Source organism: Citricoccus sp. (assembly GCF_035445025.1).
Lineage (GTDB): Bacteria > Actinomycetota > Actinomycetes > Actinomycetales > Micrococcaceae > Citricoccus.
The window spans coordinates 2,049-19,674 of record NZ_DAOMPX010000044.1; the positions used below are offsets into that span (position 1 = coordinate 2,049).

Below are 17,626 nucleotides of genomic sequence, written 5' to 3' on the forward strand. Positions count from 1 at the left end.
TGACCACCGGGCCCGGCCCGTTCTCGTCAGGTGGGCGCGGGCCGGCGTCGTGGGGTACGACGCCGGCCCGGCCGGCTCAGGCGGCCAGCCAGAGGTCCGGTCCGAACACCTCGTAGTGGATGTCCGTGGCCGGGATGCCCGCGGCGATCGCCTGGGAGCGCACGGCCTTCATGAAGGGCAGTGGCCCGCAGAGGTAGACCTTGGCGTCGGCCGGGAGGTCGACGGCGGCCAGGTCCATGAATCCCGGGCGCGGGGCCAGCTCGGCGCTGGCGTCCGTGGTGTCCTCGAGCCACAGGGCGAAGTCGGCGTTCGGCAGGGCGGTCAGGCTCTCCCGCATCTGCTCCTTGAGGGCCCAGTCGCCCTCGGTGCGCTCGGCGTGCAGGACCAGGACCTGCCGCTCGGAGGCCTCCGCGGCGAGGGTCTGCAGGACCGAGGCGCTGGGGGTGCAGCCGATGCCGGCGGTGGCCAGCACGAGGGGGGCGTCCGAGGTGTCGAGCTCGATGTCCCCGTAGGGGTTGGACAGTTCGACGACGTCACCCACCTGCACGCCATGGTGCAGGAACGGGGAGACCTCCCCGCCCTCGTCCAGCTTCGTGGTGAACACGCGGGTGGTGGTCGAGGCGGCGTCCTCGGACAGGGAGTACTGGCGGCACTGGCGCAGGCCGTCGGCCAGGCGTACGCGCACGGATACGTACTGGCCCGGGCGGGCGACCGTGGCCGGGGTCGCGTCCGCGGGCTCCAGGCGGAAGGTGACGCTGCCGCGGCCCGCGGGTTCCTTGGCGGCCACGCGCCACGGGGACCAGGCCTGGTCGTTCGCCTGCTGGGCGTACAGGCCCTTCTCGATCTTGATCAGGGCGTCGGCCATCAGCCAGTACACCTCGGTCCAGGCCGCGGCCACCTCCTCGGTGACGGCCTCGCCCAGCACGTCCACGATCGCGGCGAACAGGTGCTCGTAGACGATGGGGTACTGCTCCTCGACGATGCCCAGGGAGGTGTGCTTGTGGGCGATGCGGATCAGCACCTTCTCGGGCAGGGTGTCCGGGTGCTCGATGAGGTGGGAGGCGAAGGAGGCGATGGAGCCGGCCAGTGCCTTCTGCTGGGTGCCGTTGCGCTGGTTGGCGCGGCTGAAGATGCCGTCGAGCAGCTCGGGGCGCGCGGCGAACATGCGGGCGTAGAACTTCGGGGTGATCTCGTCCAGGTGGGCTGCCACCACGGGAAGCGTGGCCTCGATGACGGGGCGGGCGGTGTCCGAGAGCATGTCGACTCCTTCGTCGATGAAACTTGCTTGGCGTATGCAAGATTGACACTCTGATTTCTACACCGCGTAGAAGTTCACGTCAAAACGAGCGCGTCACACCGTACACAGGACGTCACTGAACGCCCCCTGGGGGAGTCCGGAGGAGTCCCGGGAGTCCGGGGGTCCAGGGCGCGCTGGTGGAGGGGTGCCGAAAATGGCGGAGGCGATGGCGATGGCTGGAGGTGGTGGTGGCCGGCGGCGGTGCGGGCGGGTTTCCGGGGGCGCGGGGGAGGCTGGTCAGCGGACCGCCGGCGTCGGCAGCCGGACGGGCTCGGGCGGGCCGGTCAGCTGGGCGACCGTGGTCCCGTCCAGCTCCGCATAGAAGGCCTCCCGCGCCCGGGCCAGCGCGGACCGGAGCCTGCAACCGTCCAGCAGCGGGCAGGGGCGACCGCCGTCGGTGACGGCACCGGTGCAGTCCACGATCTCCGGCTGGGTGTCGAGGTCGCGCAGCAGGCCGCCCACGGACAGCCCGAGGCCGACCGGGGTGATGCGGGCCCCGCCATGGCGCCCGCGCGACACCTCGAGGGCGCCGCGGTTCTTGAGCTCCAGTACCGCCTTGCTGACGTGGTTGTAGGGGATCCCGACGGACTCGGCGATCTCCCGGCCCGTCATCTGCCGGTCCGGCTGGGCGCCCAGGAGCATGAGGGTGCGCAGGCAGACGTCGCCGAACGCATTGAGCTTCACCCCTCCATTGTCCCAGATCCAGGACCACGGGGGACCCGAGGTACTGCACAGCCCACCGGACGAGGCCCCGACTCCACGGTGCTGCGGTGTGCCGGTTAGCGTGTCCCTGCCGGCTGGAATACTGGGCGCATGGTGGACGAAGAGTACGGCCAGGCAGACACCGACCTGCTGACGGGGGGCGGGGCCGAGCGCCCGGACGGCCTGAAGGACGAGGCGCTCGAGATCCTGCGCCGGCTCGTGGGCCAACCCGACGCGCAGTTCCACGAGGGGCAGTACGAGGCGATCGAGGCGCTGGTCGCCCGCCGTCGTCGCGCCCTCGTGGTGCAGCGCACCGGCTGGGGGAAGTCCGCGGTCTACTTCGTGGCCTCCCTGCTCCTGCGGGCCCGGGGCGCGGGACCGACCCTCATCGTCTCCCCACTCCTGGCCCTGATGCGGGACCAGGTCGCCGCCGCCGCCCGGGCGGGGGTGAGGGCGGAGGCCATCAACTCGGCCAACGCCACCGAGTGGGACCTGGTCCAGCAACGCCTCGCCGAGGACTCCGTGGACGTCCTGCTGGTGTCCCCGGAGCGGCTGAACAACCCCCACTTCCGGGACGTGCAATTGCCGGACCTCATCCGCCGCACCGGGATGCTCGTGGTGGACGAGGCGCACTGCATCTCGGACTGGGGTCACGACTTCCGTCCGGACTACCGGCGGATCCGTGACCTCATCGCCCAGCTGCCGGGCTCCGACGAGCGCCGTGTCCCCGTCCTGGCCACCACCGCCACGGCCAATGCCCGGGTCGTCCAGGACGTCGCGGAACAGCTCGGCGTCGCCGGCACTGAGGAGGTCTTCGTCCTGAGGGGCCCGCTCGCCCGGTCGTCGTTGCGGATGGGCGTGCTGAGGATGCCCAGCCCTGCCAGCCGGCTGGCGTGGCTGCTCACCCACCTGGGGGACTTCCCCGGCTCGGGGATCGTCTACGCGCTGACCGTGTCCGCGGCGGAGGACACCGCCCGGGCCCTGCGGGAGGCCGGGCACGAGGTGGCCGCGTACACCGGCCGGACGGATCCGGAACAACGCGCAGAACTGGAACAGGGGCTGAAGGAGAACCGGGTCAAGGCCCTCGTGGCCACCTCGGCGCTCGGCATGGGGTTCGACAAGCCGGACCTCGGGTTCGTCATCCACCTGGGAGCGCCCAGTTCCCCGGTCGCCTACTACCAGCAGGTCGGCCGCGCGGGCCGTGCCACGGACCACGCGGACGTGCTCCTGCTGCCGGGCACCGAGGACCGGGACATCTGGCGGTACTTCGCCACCACGTCCATGCCGGACGAACACCGGGCCCGGTCGGTGCTGAACGAGCTGGAGGCGGCGGGCCGGCCGCTGTCCGTGCCCGCCCTGGAGACCCGCGTGGACGTCAAGCGCACCCCGCTGGAACTGCTGCTGAAGGTGCTGGCCGTGGACGGGGCGGTCGAGCGGACCCAGGGCGGCTGGCAGCGCACCCGCCAGGCGTGGACCTATGACGGGGAGCGGTACGGCCGGGTCGCGCAGGCCAGGGTGCACGAGGAGAACCTCATGCTGGACTACGAGAACACCACCGGTTGCCGGATGGAGTTCCTCTCCCGCGTGCTCGACGACCCCGAGGCCACCCCGTGCGGCCGGTGCGACAACTGCGCTGGCCCCTGGTATCCCACCGCGGTGGCGGAGACGGCCCGGGACAGCGCCTCGCGGGCCATGGGCCGCGTCGGCGTGCCCATCGAGCCACGCCGGACCTGGCCGAGCGGGATGGACCGGCTCGGCGTGCCCCTGAAGGGACGCATCCCCGAGGAACTGCAGAACGGCGAGGGCCGGGCCGTGGCCCGCCTGACCGACCTGGGCTGGGGAGGCCGGCTGCGGGCCCTCTTCGCCGCCACCCGGGACGGTGTGGTCGATGCGCCCATCGACGAGGACCTGCTGCAGGCGGCCGTCAAGGTCCTGACGGCCTGGGAGTGGGAGCAGCGTCCGATCGCCGTGGTCTCGGTTCCGTCGACGTCACGGAACCAGCTGGTCACCTCGTTCGCCGAGGGGATCGCACGGATCGGGAGATTGCCCTACCTGGGCCACCTGGAGTTCGCCAGTGACGTCCCGCGCAGCGAGTCCGGCGGGAACAGCGCGTTCCGCCTGGCCTCGGTCTGGCAGCGGTACACGGTGCCCGGCCCGATGCGGGACCAGCTCGCCTCGGCCGAGGAGGCGGGTCGGCACGGACCGGTCCTGCTGGTGGATGACCGCGCGGACAGCCGCTGGACGCTGACCGAGGCCGGTCGGGTACTGCGCGAGGCCGGCGCCCAGGGCGTGCTGCCCCTCGTCCTGGCCCTCGCGGGCTAGGAGGGCCAGGACGGCATCCGGGGCACCGCCACGCGCCAGGGGGCCTTGCGGTGTCGTCCCTGGGGTGGCGTCCCCGGGGACGGGGGACTCAGGAACGGGGCTCGGGAACGGGGTTCAGGAACCCTGTCGGACCAGGGCCAGCACGGTGTCGCGGACGCGTTCCATGGTCGGGGTGTCCCGGGCCTCGCCGTTGTAGCGCAGGAACGGCTCCGTGTTGGACGGGCGGAGGTTGAACCACCAGGCGCCGTCCACGGCCGCGACCGTTGTGCCGTCCATCCGGTCCACGCTCACCCGCGTGCCGGCCAGTCCCGATCCCCGCAGGTGGTCGTCGTCCGCCACGGTGTCCTGCCCGGAGGAAGCGGTGTCCCCGGCCAGCGTGGGGGCGAAGACCTCGAGCACGCGCGCCACCGCTCCGGCCTTGTCCTCGACCTCGGAGTTGAGCTCACCGGAGGCGGAGTACGGGTCGTACTCGGCGGCCAGCTCCGAGAGCGGCCCCTCCTGGGCCCCGAGGGCCGCCAGGACGTGCATGGCGGCCAGCATCCCGGTGTCGGCGTTGAAGAAGTCCCGGAAGTAGTAGTGCGCGGAGTGCTCGCCGCCGAACACGGCGCTCTCCTCGGCCATGACCGCCTTGATGAAGGAGTGTCCCACGCGGGTCCGCACGGCGCGGCCGCCCTCGGCTGCCACCAGTTCCGGCACGGCGTGGGAGGTGATCAGGTTGTGGATGATGACCGGTTCGGCCTCGGGGGCGTGCACGGTGCCGTTCACGGTGTCACCGGCCCTGGCCCGGGCGATCTCCCGGCGCGCCACCAGGCCGGTCACGGCGGACGGGGACACCGGTGCGCCCTGCTCGTCGATCACGAAGCAACGGTCCGCGTCGCCGTCGAAGGCCAGGCCCAGGTCCGCGCCGTGTTCCGTGACGGCCCGCTGCAGGTCCCGGAGGTTCTCCGGCTCCAACGGGTTGGCCGGGTGGTTCGGGAACGTGCCGTCCAGCTCGAAGTACAGCGGCACGATCTCCAGCGGCAGCGCCTCCAGGACGGCGTCACCGAGCACGGCGGGCGTCGTCTTGCCGGCCATGCCGTTGCCGGCGTCCACGACCACCTTCAGCGGACGGATGCCGGACAGGTCGACCAGGGACCGCAGGTAGGAGGCGTAGCCCGAGAGCATGTCCTGCTCCGTGACCGACCCGGTGCGTTCACCGGCAGGCACGTCACCGGCGTCCAGGTACCCCTGGGCGACGTCGCGGATCTGGAACAGGCCCGTGTCCGAGGACACCGGGACGGCTCCGGCCTTGGCCATCTTCATGCCGTTGTACTCGGCGGGGTTGTGGGAGGCGGTGAACACCACGCCCGCCGCCTGCTCCACGCCGCAGGCGTAGTAGAGCATGTCCGTGGAGACCAGGCCCAGCATGACCACGTCGGCGCCGCGTGCCGTCGCCCCCTCGGCGAAGGCACGGGCGAACTCCGGGGAGGAGGGGCGCATGTCCCCACCCACCAGGACGCGGTCCCCGGCCAGCCCCAGCACGTCCACGAACGCGGCACCCACCGCGCGCACCGAGGCGGCGGTGATCGTCTCGCCGACGATGCCCCGGACGTCGTAGGCCTTGAAGGACTGGCTGAGGTCAACTGAAGTCATCACGACATGCCATCCTAGGCCAGTCCCCGGTCCGGATCCGCGTGCCCGCACCGTGCCCGCGCCGTGCCCGTGCCGGCGTCCTGTGCCACGCCACCGGACGGAGGGGCCTGCGCCGAGGGTCTAGAGTCGCCACCGTGAACGGTTCAGGCAGTGCTGCGTGGTCCGGCCACGTGCCGGGCGCCGGAGGCTACCGGCGGCTGCTGCTGGGACTGTTCCTGGCCGGCGTCGCGACCTTCGCCCAGCTCTACTCGCCGCAGGCCATGCTGCCGCTGATCAGCTCCGACCTGGCCGTCTCCGCCCAGGACGCCGCCCTGATGGTGTCACTGGCCACCCTGGGGCTGGCGGTCAGCGTGATCCCCTGGTCCTATGCCGGGGACCGGTTCGGCCGCAAGCGCACCATGGGCTGCGCGGTCCTGGCGGCCTGCGCCTTCTCCCTGGTCGCCACCGCCGTCCCGGCCTTCGAGGCCGTGCTCGCGCTGCGCTTCCTCGAAGGGCTCGCGCTCGGCGGCGTGCCCGCCCTGGCCATCGCGTACCTCAACGAGGAGGTCCACCGGCTCTCCGCCGCGGCCGCCGCCGGGACCTACATCTCGGGCACGACCGTGGGCGGGCTGACCGGGCGGATCGTCGCCGCCCCGCTGGGCGAGCTCGTGGACTGGCGGCTGGGGATGCTGGTGGTGACCCTGCTGTCCGTCGCCTGCGCGGCCGGGTTCCTGGCCCTGGCTCCCGCCGCCCGCCGCTTCACCCCGCACCGCACGACCCTCCGGCAGGCCGTGGAGGCCCTGACCGTCAATCTGCGCTCCCCGGTGCTGCTGGGCATCTACGCCCAGGGCACGTTGCTCATGGGCGGCTTCGTGGCCATGTACAACTACCTGGGCTACCACCTGCTCGAGGAGCCCTTCGGCCTGCCGATCACCCTGGTCTCCCTCGTCTTCCTGGCCTACCTGGCCGGGACCTGGACCTCACCACTGGCCGGCCGGCTCGCCGCGCGCCACGGGCGCCGGGCGGTGCTGCGGGCGGCCACCGCCATGATGGTCACCGGCGTGCTGCTCACCCTGGTGCCCAGCGTGTGGGTCGTGCTCGGGGCCACCGTCCTGTTCACCGGGGCGTTCTTCGCCGCGCACGCGGTCGCCTCCGGCTGGGCCGGGGCCGCGGCCACGGCCGGACGGGCACAGTCCGCGTCCCTGTACAACCTGGGCTACTACGCCGGTTCCAGCGTGTTCGGCTGGCTGGGCGGGGTGTTCCTGACCGGGCTGGGCTGGCCCGGGACGGTCCTGATGACGGTGGTGCTGGCGTTGCTGGCCCTCGTGCTCGCCTCGGTGCTCCTGCCCCGCGACACCCCTGCGTGAGAAGGCTCACGGCACCCGTTCCGTGATGCCCCTCGATGCGGCATCATCCCAGTTCAGACGGGACCTGACGCGGTCGGCGCCGAAGATGAGAGCCCTCTCATCCGCCGCTCATGTGCCGTTCATGGCCGGTTGGTTCCATGGGTGACGAGGCCGACGGAACACCCCGGACGGTCACCGACGCACCGCACGTGAGAGGCATCAGCCATGACGATCGAGATGACCAACACCGCCAGCACCCTTCCCCTGGTCGAGACCGCCGGCGCCACCTACCAGCGGCTGGAGCTGCCCGCCCGCATCCAGGCGTCCTACACCACCCGCTTCGTGGCCCGCGCCGTCGAGGCGGACCGGGCCGGGTTCCACCTGGCCGCCGGCCCCACCGTCACGCCGAAGGCCGGCGACGTGGTGGTGGCGCGCGTGACCGAGATCCTCAACCACAAGCGCGTCGAGACCCCCGAGTCCCGCAAGGCCATCCTGTTCCCCGGTGCGCTCATCATGCTGGCCTACGGCCACCGCTACGCGGCCGACCAGTTCCTGGCCCACGTACCGGACTCCCTCGAGCCCTGCCACCTGGTGGCCGCCGGTGGGGTCGCCGGGATGGTCACCGAGCAGCACGTCAGCGTGGACGACCCCACCCGGATCGAGCCGCTCGGGTTGCTCGCCGACGACCTCGGCGTCGTCAACCTCACCCGGTTCGCGCCCTACGCCCTGAACCCGGTCCCTCCGCTCGGCGCCGCCGCCACCGAGCTGGCCGGCACCCTGCCGGGCCGTCCCACGGTCATCGGGGTGCTGGGCACCTCCATGAACTCGGGGAAGTCCACGGCCATGGCCACCCTGGTGAACGGCCTGACGAACGCCGGCCTGACGGTCTCGGCCGGCAAGTCCACCGGCACCGGTGCGGGTAACGACCCGATGATCTACCGCGACGGCGGTGCCGCCAAGGTCCTGGACTTCACCGACTTCGGCTACCCGACCACCTTCCGGCTGGACTTCGAGCAGGTCCGTGCGCTGACGGTCAACGTCATCGACGCCCTGTCCGGGACGGACACCGACGTGGTCGTCGTGGAGATCGCCGACGGCGTGTACCAGGGCGAGACCGCCCGGCTGCTGCGGGACCCGCTGTTCCACGCCGTCGTGGACCGCATCGTGTTCGCGGCCGGGGACGCCCTCGGCGCGGTCGCCGGCGTGGGCGAGCTGCAGGCCGCGGGCCTGGACGTCGCCGCGGTGTCCGGCGTGCTGACCTCCTCGCCGCTGGCCACCGCAGAGGCCCGCGCGGTCCTGTCCGTTCCGGTCATCGACACCTACGCACTCACCGGGGCCGCCGTCTCCACCGCGCTGCTGCCGCAGCACTGAGCGCGGGGTGGAGCGCATCACGGCCTCGCGGCCGGTCCCCGGGGCGGCCACCACCCATCCCACGTTGGAGGACATCCTGGACACCCCCGACACCACAAAGACCCCCGACACCGCGGGGCACGCGGCGGACCTCGAGGACGAGGGCACCCCCGAGGCGACCGGTGCGTCCGAGCGGATGCCCACGATCTGGGCGGGCCGGCGTCGCCACCTGCTGGTGATCCTCGTCCTGCTCGGCATCTTCCAGGCCGTCATGGCACTGGTGATGGCGTTCAGCGTGGATACCCTGCTGGGCGCCCCGGCCCAGTACAACGCCGCCCTGAACTCTGGGACCGCGCCGGACGGATCGGCCCTGGACCCGGCCGCTGTCGCCGGCGCGCGGCCCCTCGTCCCCTGGCCGCAATTGACCGTCCTGGGCGTGGCCGTGCTCTCCGTCTTCGGTGCACGCTGGGCCGAACGGGTGGCCGGGGAGGACCTCGGCCAGGACTACGTGTACGAACTGCGCCGCAAGCTCATCGGCACCTCCCTGGCCGGCACGGGCAACCCCTCCCTCGGGGTGACCATCACCCGGGCCTCCAACGATCTCACCGCGGTGCGCAACTGGGTCTCCCAGGGCATTGTCCCGCTGATGACCTCCCTGCCCCTGGTGGCGGTGGTGCTGGCCGTGCTGTCCCTGGCCGACTGGCGCGTGGGCCTGGCCGTCGGCCTGCCGATCGTGCTGTTCGGACTCGCCGTGCCCCCGCTGGCCAGGGCGACCTTCACCCGCGCCCGGTACCTGCGCCGCCGTCGGGGCCGGATGTCCGCCCGGATCGCGGACACGGTCCGGGCCGGTGAGTCCATCCAGGCTGCCGGCGGTGTCCGTCGCGAACTGAACGCGCTGGACCGCGACTCGGGCAAGGTGGTGGGTGCCGCCGTCGCCCGCGCCCGGATCACCGGGCTGGTCCGCGCCTCGGCCATCACGGCGGCCTCCCTCGCCACCGCGACCGTGGTGGTGCTGGGCGCCCTGGGGATCATCGACGCCGCCGGGGTGGCCTCGTCCATGACCCTGGTGGGCGTGATGACCACCCCGCTGGGTGACCTGGGGCGCGTGGTGGAGTACCGGCAGAACTACAAGGCCGCCCGACGCATCCAGGCCCCGCTGCTCGCCGAGGCCGCGGCCCTGGAGAAGGCGGAGAGGGACCGCGAGGAACACTGGAAGGACCGCTCCCGGGACCGGTCCGCCTCCGGTCGTCACGGCCTGAGGATCGGGAACATGGTGGTCCAGGGCCAACGGGTGCCGATGCTCCAGGCCCACGCCGGAGACGTCATCCACGTCCGGTCCGAGGACCCGGGCCGGGTCCACCCGTTCCTGCTCAACCTGCTCGCGGGGCAGAACACCCCTGCCGCTCCGGGGCACCCGGTGCCGGACCTGGAGATGATCGTGGACGGCTACGACTACACCCTCGCCCCGGGACGCCAGCGCCGCAGGCTGGTGGGCCACGCCTCCGGGAGGGTGCCGCTGGAGCGCGGCACGGTCTCGCGCGCGATCACCTACCGCAAGCCCGCGGCCACCGACGATCAGGCCGCGCAGGCCCTGGCCCGGGTGGGACTGGACGAGGTGCTGCCGAGCCTGCCGAAGGGCGCCCGCACGAGGATCACCAACGGCGGGCAACCGCTCACCGGGTCCCAGATCGCCCGCCTGAAACTGGGCCGGGCGCTGCTGGACGACCCACCCCTGCTCGTGCTGGACGGCATCGACACGGACCTGGACGAGGAAGGCCTGCGGTTGCTGCGCCGCGAGCTGGAGGAGTACCCCGGAGTGGTGCTGTTCACCTCGCAGAATCCCGGCAGGGTGGCCCCCGGCCACCGGGTCTGGACGGTCGACGCGCCCTGAGGGGGGCCACCTAGACTGGACCCATGGAATACCTCGTGCCGGCGTTGATCGTCGTGGTGGTGGGCGCCATCGTGGGCGGTGGGGCCTGGTGGCTCTCCCGCCGCGCGTCCTCCCCGACCCCTGAGTCCGGCGCTGCGGGACAGCGGCGCCGCGGCAGGCGGTCCCTGGCCGGCCGGGTCAGTTCGGAGAGTGCCCGCGTGGCCTCGGGCCGGCTCGACCAGGAGTCCCACCGGGAGATCTACCGGCTCATCGCCGCGGGCCGGACCAGCGACGCCGTCATGGCCTACCGCCAGTCCACCGGCCTGGGGACCTTCGAGTCCATGCTGGACGTCCAGGCGCTGGCCACGTATCCGCAGATGTGGGTCCGTCCCGGGGCCGCGCCGGGCCCGGCATCGGCCCCGGCCCCGGCACCGGCCGCGGACACCGGGGCGGCAGCTCAGCCCCAGCCCTCGCCGGAGCAGGCTCGTCCGCCGGAACCGCGGGACTCCGCAACCGAGGAGGTCCCGGACACCACCAACCTGGTGGTTCCCCAGGACTGGCTGACCGACGCGCTGCCGGCAGACCGGCCCTTCGAGCTGGAAGTGGTCCGCGATGAGACCACGGTGCGGGTCTCCAGCGCGGACCTGCCACCCTTCCTGCGCGACCAGCTCACCGCGATGGTGCGGGACGGCCGCATCGAGGAAGCGGCCCTGGAACTGTCGGCGCACACCGTGCTGACCGCGGAGGAGTCACTGCAGTTCCTGCACATCCTGCAGCGCGACCAGGGCCAGGACGATTGAGGCACACGTGAAGGCGCCCGGCCCCTCGAGGGGACCGGGCGCCTTCAGGTGTGGGTCGGGTCAGCGGCGACGACGGGCGTCGCCCTCGTCGTCCACCTCGACGTCCTCGTGCTGGACGGTGCCCGAGACGTGCTCGGTGTCCTGCACGCGGTTCTTGTCCACGGTGACCTTCTCGGCGGTGGCGGTCTTGTCCACGACCGGCACCTCCTCGCGGGTGGTCATCACGACCTCCTCGTCCCCGGTGTTCCTCAGGGCCTCGGGGGAGTTCGGGTCGATGGACTCGCGCTCGACGACGACCTCCTCCTTGGACACGGGGACCTCGACGGTCTCGGTGTCCGTGTAGGTGTGCTTGCGCAACCGCACCTGCCCGGTCTCGCGGACCTCGGTGCCCACGTCGAGCTGTTCATCGCGCACGACGACCGACTCGCGGTCCGTGCCGACGCCGTGGGTGTCCGTCCCGCCGGTGCCGGTGGTGTGGATGCCGCCCTGCCGGTCGGCTCCGCCGGCGTCCACATCGCGGTCCAGGTCGGCGGCGGTGTCGTTCGCGTGGCCGCGCTGGACGCCCAGGCCGCCGACACCACCGGCTGCGGTGCCGCTGGCGGCGGTCCGTCCGACGTCCGGGTCGGTGTCCTGCCGGAGGCCGGTCCCGGCCGCCCGCGGGGAGCCGACGGCGTCATCGCCGTGCCGCCCGCCCGCCGGGTAGTCCAGGGAGTAGTACTCGTAGATCCGGCGCTCTTCCTCGGGCGTCAGGGATCCATCGGCGTCGATGTTCGGGGCGTCCTTGACGAAGGCCTTGTCGAACGGGACCTGGAGGCCGTCCTGGGACTGGGTGGCCTGGGAGACCGGGATGAAGGTCTCCTTCATGCCGAACAACCCGGTCCGGACGGTGATGAAGGTCGGCTGGTTGGTCTGGTCGTCCAGGTAGACCTGGCCGACGGAGCCGATCTTGTCCCCGTCCGTGCCGTAGACGGTGGCGTGCTGAAGCTTCTCGACTGAGGTGAAATCCTGCATGGCATGCTCTCCTTACTCGTGGCGTCCGGCGTGCGTTCGCAGGCCTGATGGAGACGTACCTGCCGGGATGAACCGGCGAGGATTCGGTATCGACCGGTCTCGCCTGTCCGGGTCGCGGAAGCAGGTGGGAGACCGACTGAGTGCCTACCCCTGACGCTAGGCACACCACCCGGGGGCTTGTCACCTTAAACAGGGACTTACCAGCCTTTTCAGAGGCTGTGCCGAGGTCACCTGCGGGTGCCTCACGCGGGAGGCACCGGATCGTCGACCGGGCGGCGGAAAGGCGGAGGGGGGGGTGACTGGACCCCTGCAGGCGACCCGCAAGGACGTCCGCAACGAGACGGCCGGAACGAGAGATGCCGCGGGACCCGGACAACGGGTCCCGCGGCATCGCGGGCGGAGACGGGGGGATTTGAACCCCCGGCCCAACTTTCGCCGGGCCCTTCATTAGCAGTGAAGTCCATTCGGCCGCTCTGGCACGTCTCCTTCGGCCACCGGCTCGACGGCCGGTAACCATGCCATGTTAGCCGCCTCGGGCGCTCCGAATCAAAGCGCGCCCCGGCCAGGTCACTGAGCAGGCCCGCCGACGCCTGCGGGATCGGCCGTCCCGGCGTCCTGGCACACCTCCGGGACTCGGGCGCCGTCACCGACCGACTGCCAGAGGAACTCCAACGACCTGGCGTGCATGGCCGCCGCCTGGCGGTTGTCACTCGCCCCGGCGTGCCCGCCCTCCAGGTCCTCGTGGAACCACGCGTTGGGCACCCCGAGGCGCTGCATCCGCGCGGCCATCTTGCGCGCCTGGACCGGCCCGACCCGGTCGTCCGAGGTGGCCGTCCACACCAGCAGGTCCGGATGCCCGGTGCCCTCACCGGCCCCGTCCCGGCCCTGCACCGCGTCCGCCACCGGCTCGTCCAGCAACAGGTGGTAGGGGGAGAAGGTCCGGATGAACTCCCACTGGTCCGCATCGTCCGGGTCCCCGTACTCGGCGATCCAGCTGTGCCCGGCGGACAGCGCCGTGTACCGGCGCATGTCCAGCAACGGCACCCCGCAGCTCAGGGCGCCGAACAGTCCGGGGTACCGGGTGGCCATCACGCCCATGAGCAGTCCTCCGTTCGAGCGTCCCGTGGCCGCCAGGTGGGCGCGGTCGGTGACCCCCCGGTGCACGAGGTCCCGGGCGACCGCGGCGAAGTCCTCGTAGGCCCGGTGCCGGTTCTCCCGCAGCGCCGCCCGGTGCCAGTCCGGCCCGTACTCACCGCCGCCGCGGATGTTGGCGATCACGTGGATCCCGCTCCGTCCGGCGTCGTTGACCCGGGTCAGCCACCCCAGTCCGTGCACACCGGAGTAGGCCGGCAGCTTGGACGCCAGGAAGCCGCCGTAGCCGTCCATCAGCACCGGGTGCGTCCCGTCGGCCTCCAGGTCCTCGGGTCCCACCTGGAAGTACGGGACCCGGGTGCCGTCCGCGGACACCGCGAAGAACTGCCGCACGCACAGCCCGGTGGCGTCGAAGCGGTGCGGGGCGGTGCGCACGGTCACCAGCGCGGGGACGACGCCGGCCGCACCGGTCCCCGGGGCCGCGGCGCCCGGCCCCGTCGTCTCGCCAGACCCGGCCGATGGGACCGCGGGCAGGACCGCCGGCAGGGTCGCCCGGAGCAGGGTCGGGGGCGTCAGGGCCCCGGTGGCGGTGATCCACAGGTCGTCGCCGCAGTCCTCGTCCTCGTCGTCGACGGCCCCGACCGAGAGCGTCAGGTAGGGGTCGGCGGGATTGGGGGTCTGCAGGGCCAGGGGCCGGGCGCTCGCGGCGGAGTCCGGGGTGCCCAGGAGCGACTGGGGCAGGACCAGGACGGAGGAGGCCACGTGGCGCAGCACCGTCAGCACCAGGTGGGACCTCGTCCACGACCAGGAGGACAGGGTGGCCTCGGGCCCGGGCACGAAGGCCGGCTGCGGCTCCTCCGTTCCGTCGAGGAGGCCGGCCGCCGTGCACACGAGCAGGGAGCCGGAGGGATGGCGGACGGTGGTCCCGTCGGGCAGGGTCCGGTCCCAGTCCGACTTCAGGAACAGCACCAGCCACTGCCGGTGCACGTCCACCTCGGCGTCCTCGGGCACGTCCACGAGCCGCCAGCCCGGCCGCGGTCCCTCGGCCTCCGGGTCCCGCAGCCACGTGGTGGAGCGGTAGAAGTCGATCGCGTCGATCGCCACGGTGCGTTCCCACCCCGGCGTCGAGTCGTGGCCGCCGAAGGCCGCCACGTGCCCGCGGTCCACCGAGAACACGGTCTGCGCCTCCTGCAGGGACTGTCCCCGGGCCAGGATCCGCAGCGTGCTGGCGTAGGAGGACTGGGTGGCGTCGCCGGCGTCGGGATCAGGGTCCGTCACGGTGCCGACCAGCAGGTGGTCCCGGTCGATCCACGACGCCTGGGTCTTGGCCACCGGGAGGCTGAAGCCCGGCAGGGACGCATCCGTGCCCGCGGACGGCTCACCGTCCCCGGGCCGGCCGCCGGCGGGAACGAACGCCCGGGCGGCCAGGTCGAACTCGCGCACGGCGACGGCGTCACCCCCGTCCGGGGACAGGCGCACCAGCGCGCGGTCCCAGTCCGGGCGCAGCAGCCGGGCACCGGAGAAGACCCAGGGGGTGCCCTCCTCCTCGGCGAGCCGGTCGACGTCCAGCAGCACGTCCCAGTCGGGGTCCCCGGCCAGGTAGGACTCCCAGTCGGTGCGCCGCCACACCCCGCGGGGGTGCTCGGCGTCGCGCCAGAAGTTGTAGTACATCCCGCCGCGCTTGCTGACGTGGGGAATGCGGTCCGGGGCGTCCAGGACCTCCGTCACCTGGTCGCACAGGCGGCGGAATCCCTCCGTGTCCAGCTGCGCCTCGGTCCGGGCGTTCTGCCGGCGCACCCACTCCAGTGGGCGCTCGCCGTGGATGTCCTCGAGCCAGAGGAACTCGTCGTCGGTGCCGGTCACGGGTGGTGTCTTCGCCATCCCCCCATCAGACCACGGACTGCGTCCGGCCGGGTCCTCCCCCCTAGGCTGGGGGACAGCACCCATCCCGGCCCGAGAGGACACCGCCCATGCCGCCCACTCCCGACGTTCCGCACCCGGCCAGGATCGCCGTCGTCGGAGCCGGACCTCGGGGCACCTCGTTCCTGGAACGGCTCCTGGCGGTGATCGAGGAGGCACGGGACGCGGGAACGGGCCCGTCCGCACCGGTGGTGGACATCGTGGTGCTGGATCCGCACGCCCCGGGCCCCGGCCGGGTCTGGCGCACCGACCAGTCGCCGCTGCTGCTGATGAACACCCCCTCCTTCTTCCCGACGGCGGCCGCGGCCGGCACCCCGGGACTGCGCGCCTCCTCCGCCGGCCAGACCTTCGACCAGTGGCGGATGTCCTACCCGGACCGGGCCGGTGACCTCGACCGCACCGACTACCCGCCCCGAGCGGTCTACGGCCTGTACCTGTCCGACCTGTACTGGGAGGTGACCCGGGCGCTCGAGGCCAGCGGCGCCGTCGGGACCATCACCTGGGAACGCACCGAGGTGGAGTGCCTGGAACCGCGCCCCGACGGCGGGGTCCGGCTGGGCCTGCAGGACGGCCGGACGCTGGAGGCGGACGCCGTGGTGCTGGGCCTGGGCCATGTCCCGGCCCGGCTGAACCGGGAGCAGCAGGCGCTGCGGTCGTCGGCCGCCGAGCTGGGGCTGGACTACCGGGGGCCGAACCTGCCGGCCGAGGTGGACTGGGACGCCGTGCCCGCGGGCGAGGACCTGTTGGTGCGGGGCATGGGGCTGAACTTCTTCGACGCGATGGCGCAGCTGACGCTGGGCCGGGGCGGGCGGTTCGTGGACAGCGGGGACGGGCCGGGCCGCGCCCTGCGCTACGAGCCGTCCGGTCGCGAGCCGGTGATGCACCCGGCCTCCCGCCGGGGGGTCTGCTACCTGCCGAAGGCCGAACTGGAGACGTTCGTCCCGCACGCGGTGTCCCTGAAGTACCTGGTCCCGGAGGAGGTGGACCGGTTGCAGGACGAGCACGGGACGCTCGACTTCATGGTGCACCTGTGGCCGCTGATCCACCGTGACGTGGTGCGGGCCTACTACTTCACCATGGCCCGGACCCGACCGGAGGTCCTGGGCGGTGCCGAGCGTGCGGGGGAGTTCCTCGCGGGCCTGGTCGGCCAGTTCGAGGCCGCAGGCCGCGGCGAGCCCGTGACCGCGCACCACGCCCAGGAGCTGCTGCACACCTACCAGCCGGGGATGCCCTTCCTGGACATCCGTGCCCTCGCCCGGCCGTTCGAGCGGCAGGTGTTCGACTCAGGGGCCGAGTACCAGGAGGAGGTCGTCGACTTCCTGGCGGGTGTCTGCGCCGAGGCCGCGGCGGGGGAGGACTCCCCCCTGATGGTCGCGATCGGCACCCTGCACGCCGCGCGGCTGGAGGTGAAGCGCCTGGTGGCGGAGCGGCGCATCACCGATGCCTCCCGCCGGCGGGACGTGTCCGGGTGGTTCGAGGTCCTGGTCGAGGGGCTGGCCTCCGGTCCGCCCCTGCTGCGCGTGGAGCAGCTGCTGGCCCTGGCCCGGGCCGGACTGGTCCGGTTCGTGGGACCGGACCCGCAGTTCGAGGCCGACGCCGGCCGGTCCCTGTTCACGGTCTCCAGCCCGCAGGTGGGCACCGACGAGGCCGCGCTGGACGTGCACCACGGGCGGTGGATGGTCGAGGCGATGATGCCGGCGAACCGGGTGCAGCAGTCCTCCTCGCCCCTGGTGGCCTCGCTGCTGAAGGACGGCACGGCCGTGCCGTACGCGGTGGAGGACGAGGAGGGGGAGGTGCTTCCGGGGCGCGGCTTCGACGTCACCGGGCGGCCCTACCGGCTCAAGGACGCCCAGGGGCGGGTGCACGAGCGAGTGTTCGTCCTCGGCCTGCAGCTGGCCTCCGTGCAGTGGGGCACCGCGATCGCCGCCGAGGCCGGGCAGGACCCGGACGGCCGTGCCCGGACGCTCGGTGACGCGGACGCGGCCGCCCGCGCGGTCTGGGACCTCCTGGGCCGCTGACGACGGTGCCCCCGGGACCGGTCAGGTCCCGGGGGCACCGTCCCCGCGGCCGGGGCGTCCGCCCGCCTCAGCGGGGCGTTCGGTCTCTGTGATCAGGGGCGGGTGGGGTGATCGTCGGCCGTGCCCGGACCACCGTGGTGGCCCGGACCCCGGCGCGGTTGGTCCCCGCCCCGGCCCGGGGCGCCCGCGCCGTTGTCCTGGCCCGCGCCGTTGTTCTGGCCCGGGGCGTTGCCGCCCTCGTGGTTGCCGCTGTTGTGGCCCGGGCCCTTGTTCGGGTTGTCCGCGCC

11 protein-coding genes, 1 tRNA gene and 1 pseudogene are annotated in these 17,626 nt (G+C 72.8%); 6 read left to right on the forward strand and 7 right to left on the reverse strand.

The window, feature by feature from the left end; translation table 11 throughout:
- Positions 1 to 76: 76 nt before the first annotated feature.
- Positions 77 to 1,258: a globin domain-containing protein gene (locus tag PLJ28_RS12230; RefSeq protein ID WP_183523285.1), complete on the reverse strand. Its 1,182-nt coding sequence runs from the start codon at positions 1,256 to 1,258 to the stop codon at positions 77 to 79.
- Positions 1,259 to 1,534: 276 nt separating this feature from the next.
- Positions 1,535 to 1,981 (reverse strand): RrF2 family transcriptional regulator, encoded by a 447-nt coding sequence (locus PLJ28_RS12235; RefSeq protein ID WP_324590177.1) that lies wholly within the window; start codon positions 1,979 to 1,981, stop codon positions 1,535 to 1,537.
- A 129-nt stretch (positions 1,982 to 2,110) separates the two neighbouring features.
- On the opposite strand from PLJ28_RS12235, the gene PLJ28_RS12240 reads away from it, so the two are divergent.
- On the forward strand, positions 2,111 to 4,321 hold the full coding sequence (locus tag PLJ28_RS12240) for a RecQ family ATP-dependent DNA helicase (RefSeq protein ID WP_298044527.1): 2,211 nt from the start codon (positions 2,111 to 2,113) through the stop codon (positions 4,319 to 4,321).
- A gap of 114 nt (positions 4,322 to 4,435) precedes the next feature.
- Here the strand turns inward: PLJ28_RS12240 and PLJ28_RS12245 are convergent, their stop codons facing one another.
- A complete protein-coding gene (locus tag PLJ28_RS12245) occupies positions 4,436 to 5,953 on the reverse strand; it encodes a phosphohexomutase domain-containing protein (RefSeq protein WP_298044538.1) in 1,518 nt (505 codons plus the stop codon).
- Positions 5,954 to 6,123: 170 nt separating this feature from the next.
- On the opposite strand from PLJ28_RS12245, the gene PLJ28_RS12250 reads away from it, so the two are divergent.
- The 4 genes from PLJ28_RS12250 (at position 6,124) to PLJ28_RS12265 (ending at position 11,298) form a co-directional block, all read left to right on the forward strand.
- Positions 6,124 to 7,299, forward strand: a complete 1,176-nt coding sequence (locus PLJ28_RS12250; RefSeq protein WP_324590178.1) for an MFS transporter — start codon at positions 6,124 to 6,126, stop codon at positions 7,297 to 7,299.
- 204 nt (positions 7,300 to 7,503) lie between these two features.
- Positions 7,504 to 8,649, forward strand: coding sequence for a P-loop NTPase family protein (locus tag PLJ28_RS12255; RefSeq protein WP_298044530.1), 1,146 nt, complete (start codon positions 7,504 to 7,506; stop codon positions 8,647 to 8,649).
- Positions 8,650 to 8,656: 7 nt separating this feature from the next.
- Positions 8,657 to 10,519 (forward strand): ABC transporter ATP-binding protein, encoded by a 1,863-nt coding sequence (locus PLJ28_RS12260; protein WP_324590179.1) that lies wholly within the window; start codon positions 8,657 to 8,659, stop codon positions 10,517 to 10,519.
- 23 nt (positions 10,520 to 10,542) lie between these two features.
- On the forward strand, positions 10,543 to 11,298 hold the full coding sequence (locus PLJ28_RS12265) for a hypothetical protein (protein ID WP_298044532.1): 756 nt from the start codon (positions 10,543 to 10,545) through the stop codon (positions 11,296 to 11,298).
- Between the two features lie 60 nt (positions 11,299 to 11,358).
- Here the strand turns inward: PLJ28_RS12265 and PLJ28_RS12270 are convergent, their stop codons facing one another.
- The 3 genes from PLJ28_RS12270 to PLJ28_RS12280 all read right to left on the reverse strand — a co-directional run bounded on the left by PLJ28_RS12270 (position 11,359) and on the right by PLJ28_RS12280 (position 15,282).
- The gene (locus PLJ28_RS12270; protein WP_298044534.1) at positions 11,359 to 12,309 is read right to left on the reverse strand and encodes a DUF2382 domain-containing protein; all 951 of its coding nucleotides are present in this window, start codon (positions 12,307 to 12,309) and stop codon (positions 11,359 to 11,361) included.
- 397 nt (positions 12,310 to 12,706) lie between these two features.
- Positions 12,707 to 12,795 (reverse strand) — tRNA-Ser (locus PLJ28_RS12275).
- Positions 12,796 to 12,876: 81 nt separating this feature from the next.
- Entirely contained in the window at positions 12,877 to 15,282 is a 2,406-nt protein-coding gene (locus PLJ28_RS12280; RefSeq protein ID WP_298044535.1) for a prolyl oligopeptidase family serine peptidase, read from the reverse strand.
- Positions 15,283 to 15,371: 89 nt separating this feature from the next.
- Between PLJ28_RS12280 and PLJ28_RS12285 the strand changes: the two genes are divergently transcribed.
- On the forward strand, positions 15,372 to 17,339 hold the full coding sequence (locus PLJ28_RS12285; RefSeq protein ID WP_324590180.1) for an FAD/NAD(P)-binding protein: 1,968 nt from the start codon (positions 15,372 to 15,374) through the stop codon (positions 17,337 to 17,339).
- A gap of 92 nt (positions 17,340 to 17,431) precedes the next feature.
- Here PLJ28_RS12285 and PLJ28_RS12290 read toward each other — a convergent pair.
- Positions 17,432 to 17,626: pseudogene (locus PLJ28_RS12290) on the reverse strand (hypothetical protein); the annotation flags it as partial.

Bases quoted from the DNA above. Each gene is read 5' to 3' on its own strand.
- PLJ28_RS12230 (WP_183523285.1), bottom strand. From the start codon at position 1,258: ATGCTCTCGGACACCGCCCGCCCCGTCATCGAGGCCACGCTTCCCGTG.
- PLJ28_RS12240 (WP_298044527.1), top strand. From the start codon at position 2,111: ATGGTGGACGAAGAGTACGGCCAGGCAGACACCGACCTGCTGACGGGG.
- PLJ28_RS12245 (WP_298044538.1), bottom strand. From the start codon at position 5,953: ATGACTTCAGTTGACCTCAGCCAGTCCTTCAAGGCCTACGACGTCCGG.
- PLJ28_RS12255 (WP_298044530.1), top strand. From the start codon at position 7,504: ATGACGATCGAGATGACCAACACCGCCAGCACCCTTCCCCTGGTCGAG.
- PLJ28_RS12265 (WP_298044532.1), top strand. From the start codon at position 10,543: ATGGAATACCTCGTGCCGGCGTTGATCGTCGTGGTGGTGGGCGCCATC.
- PLJ28_RS12270 (WP_298044534.1), bottom strand. From the start codon at position 12,309: ATGCAGGATTTCACCTCAGTCGAGAAGCTTCAGCACGCCACCGTCTAC.
- PLJ28_RS12280 (WP_298044535.1), bottom strand. From the start codon at position 15,282: ATGGCGAAGACACCACCCGTGACCGGCACCGACGACGAGTTCCTCTGG.
- PLJ28_RS12285 (WP_324590180.1), top strand. From the start codon at position 15,372: ATGCCGCCCACTCCCGACGTTCCGCACCCGGCCAGGATCGCCGTCGTC.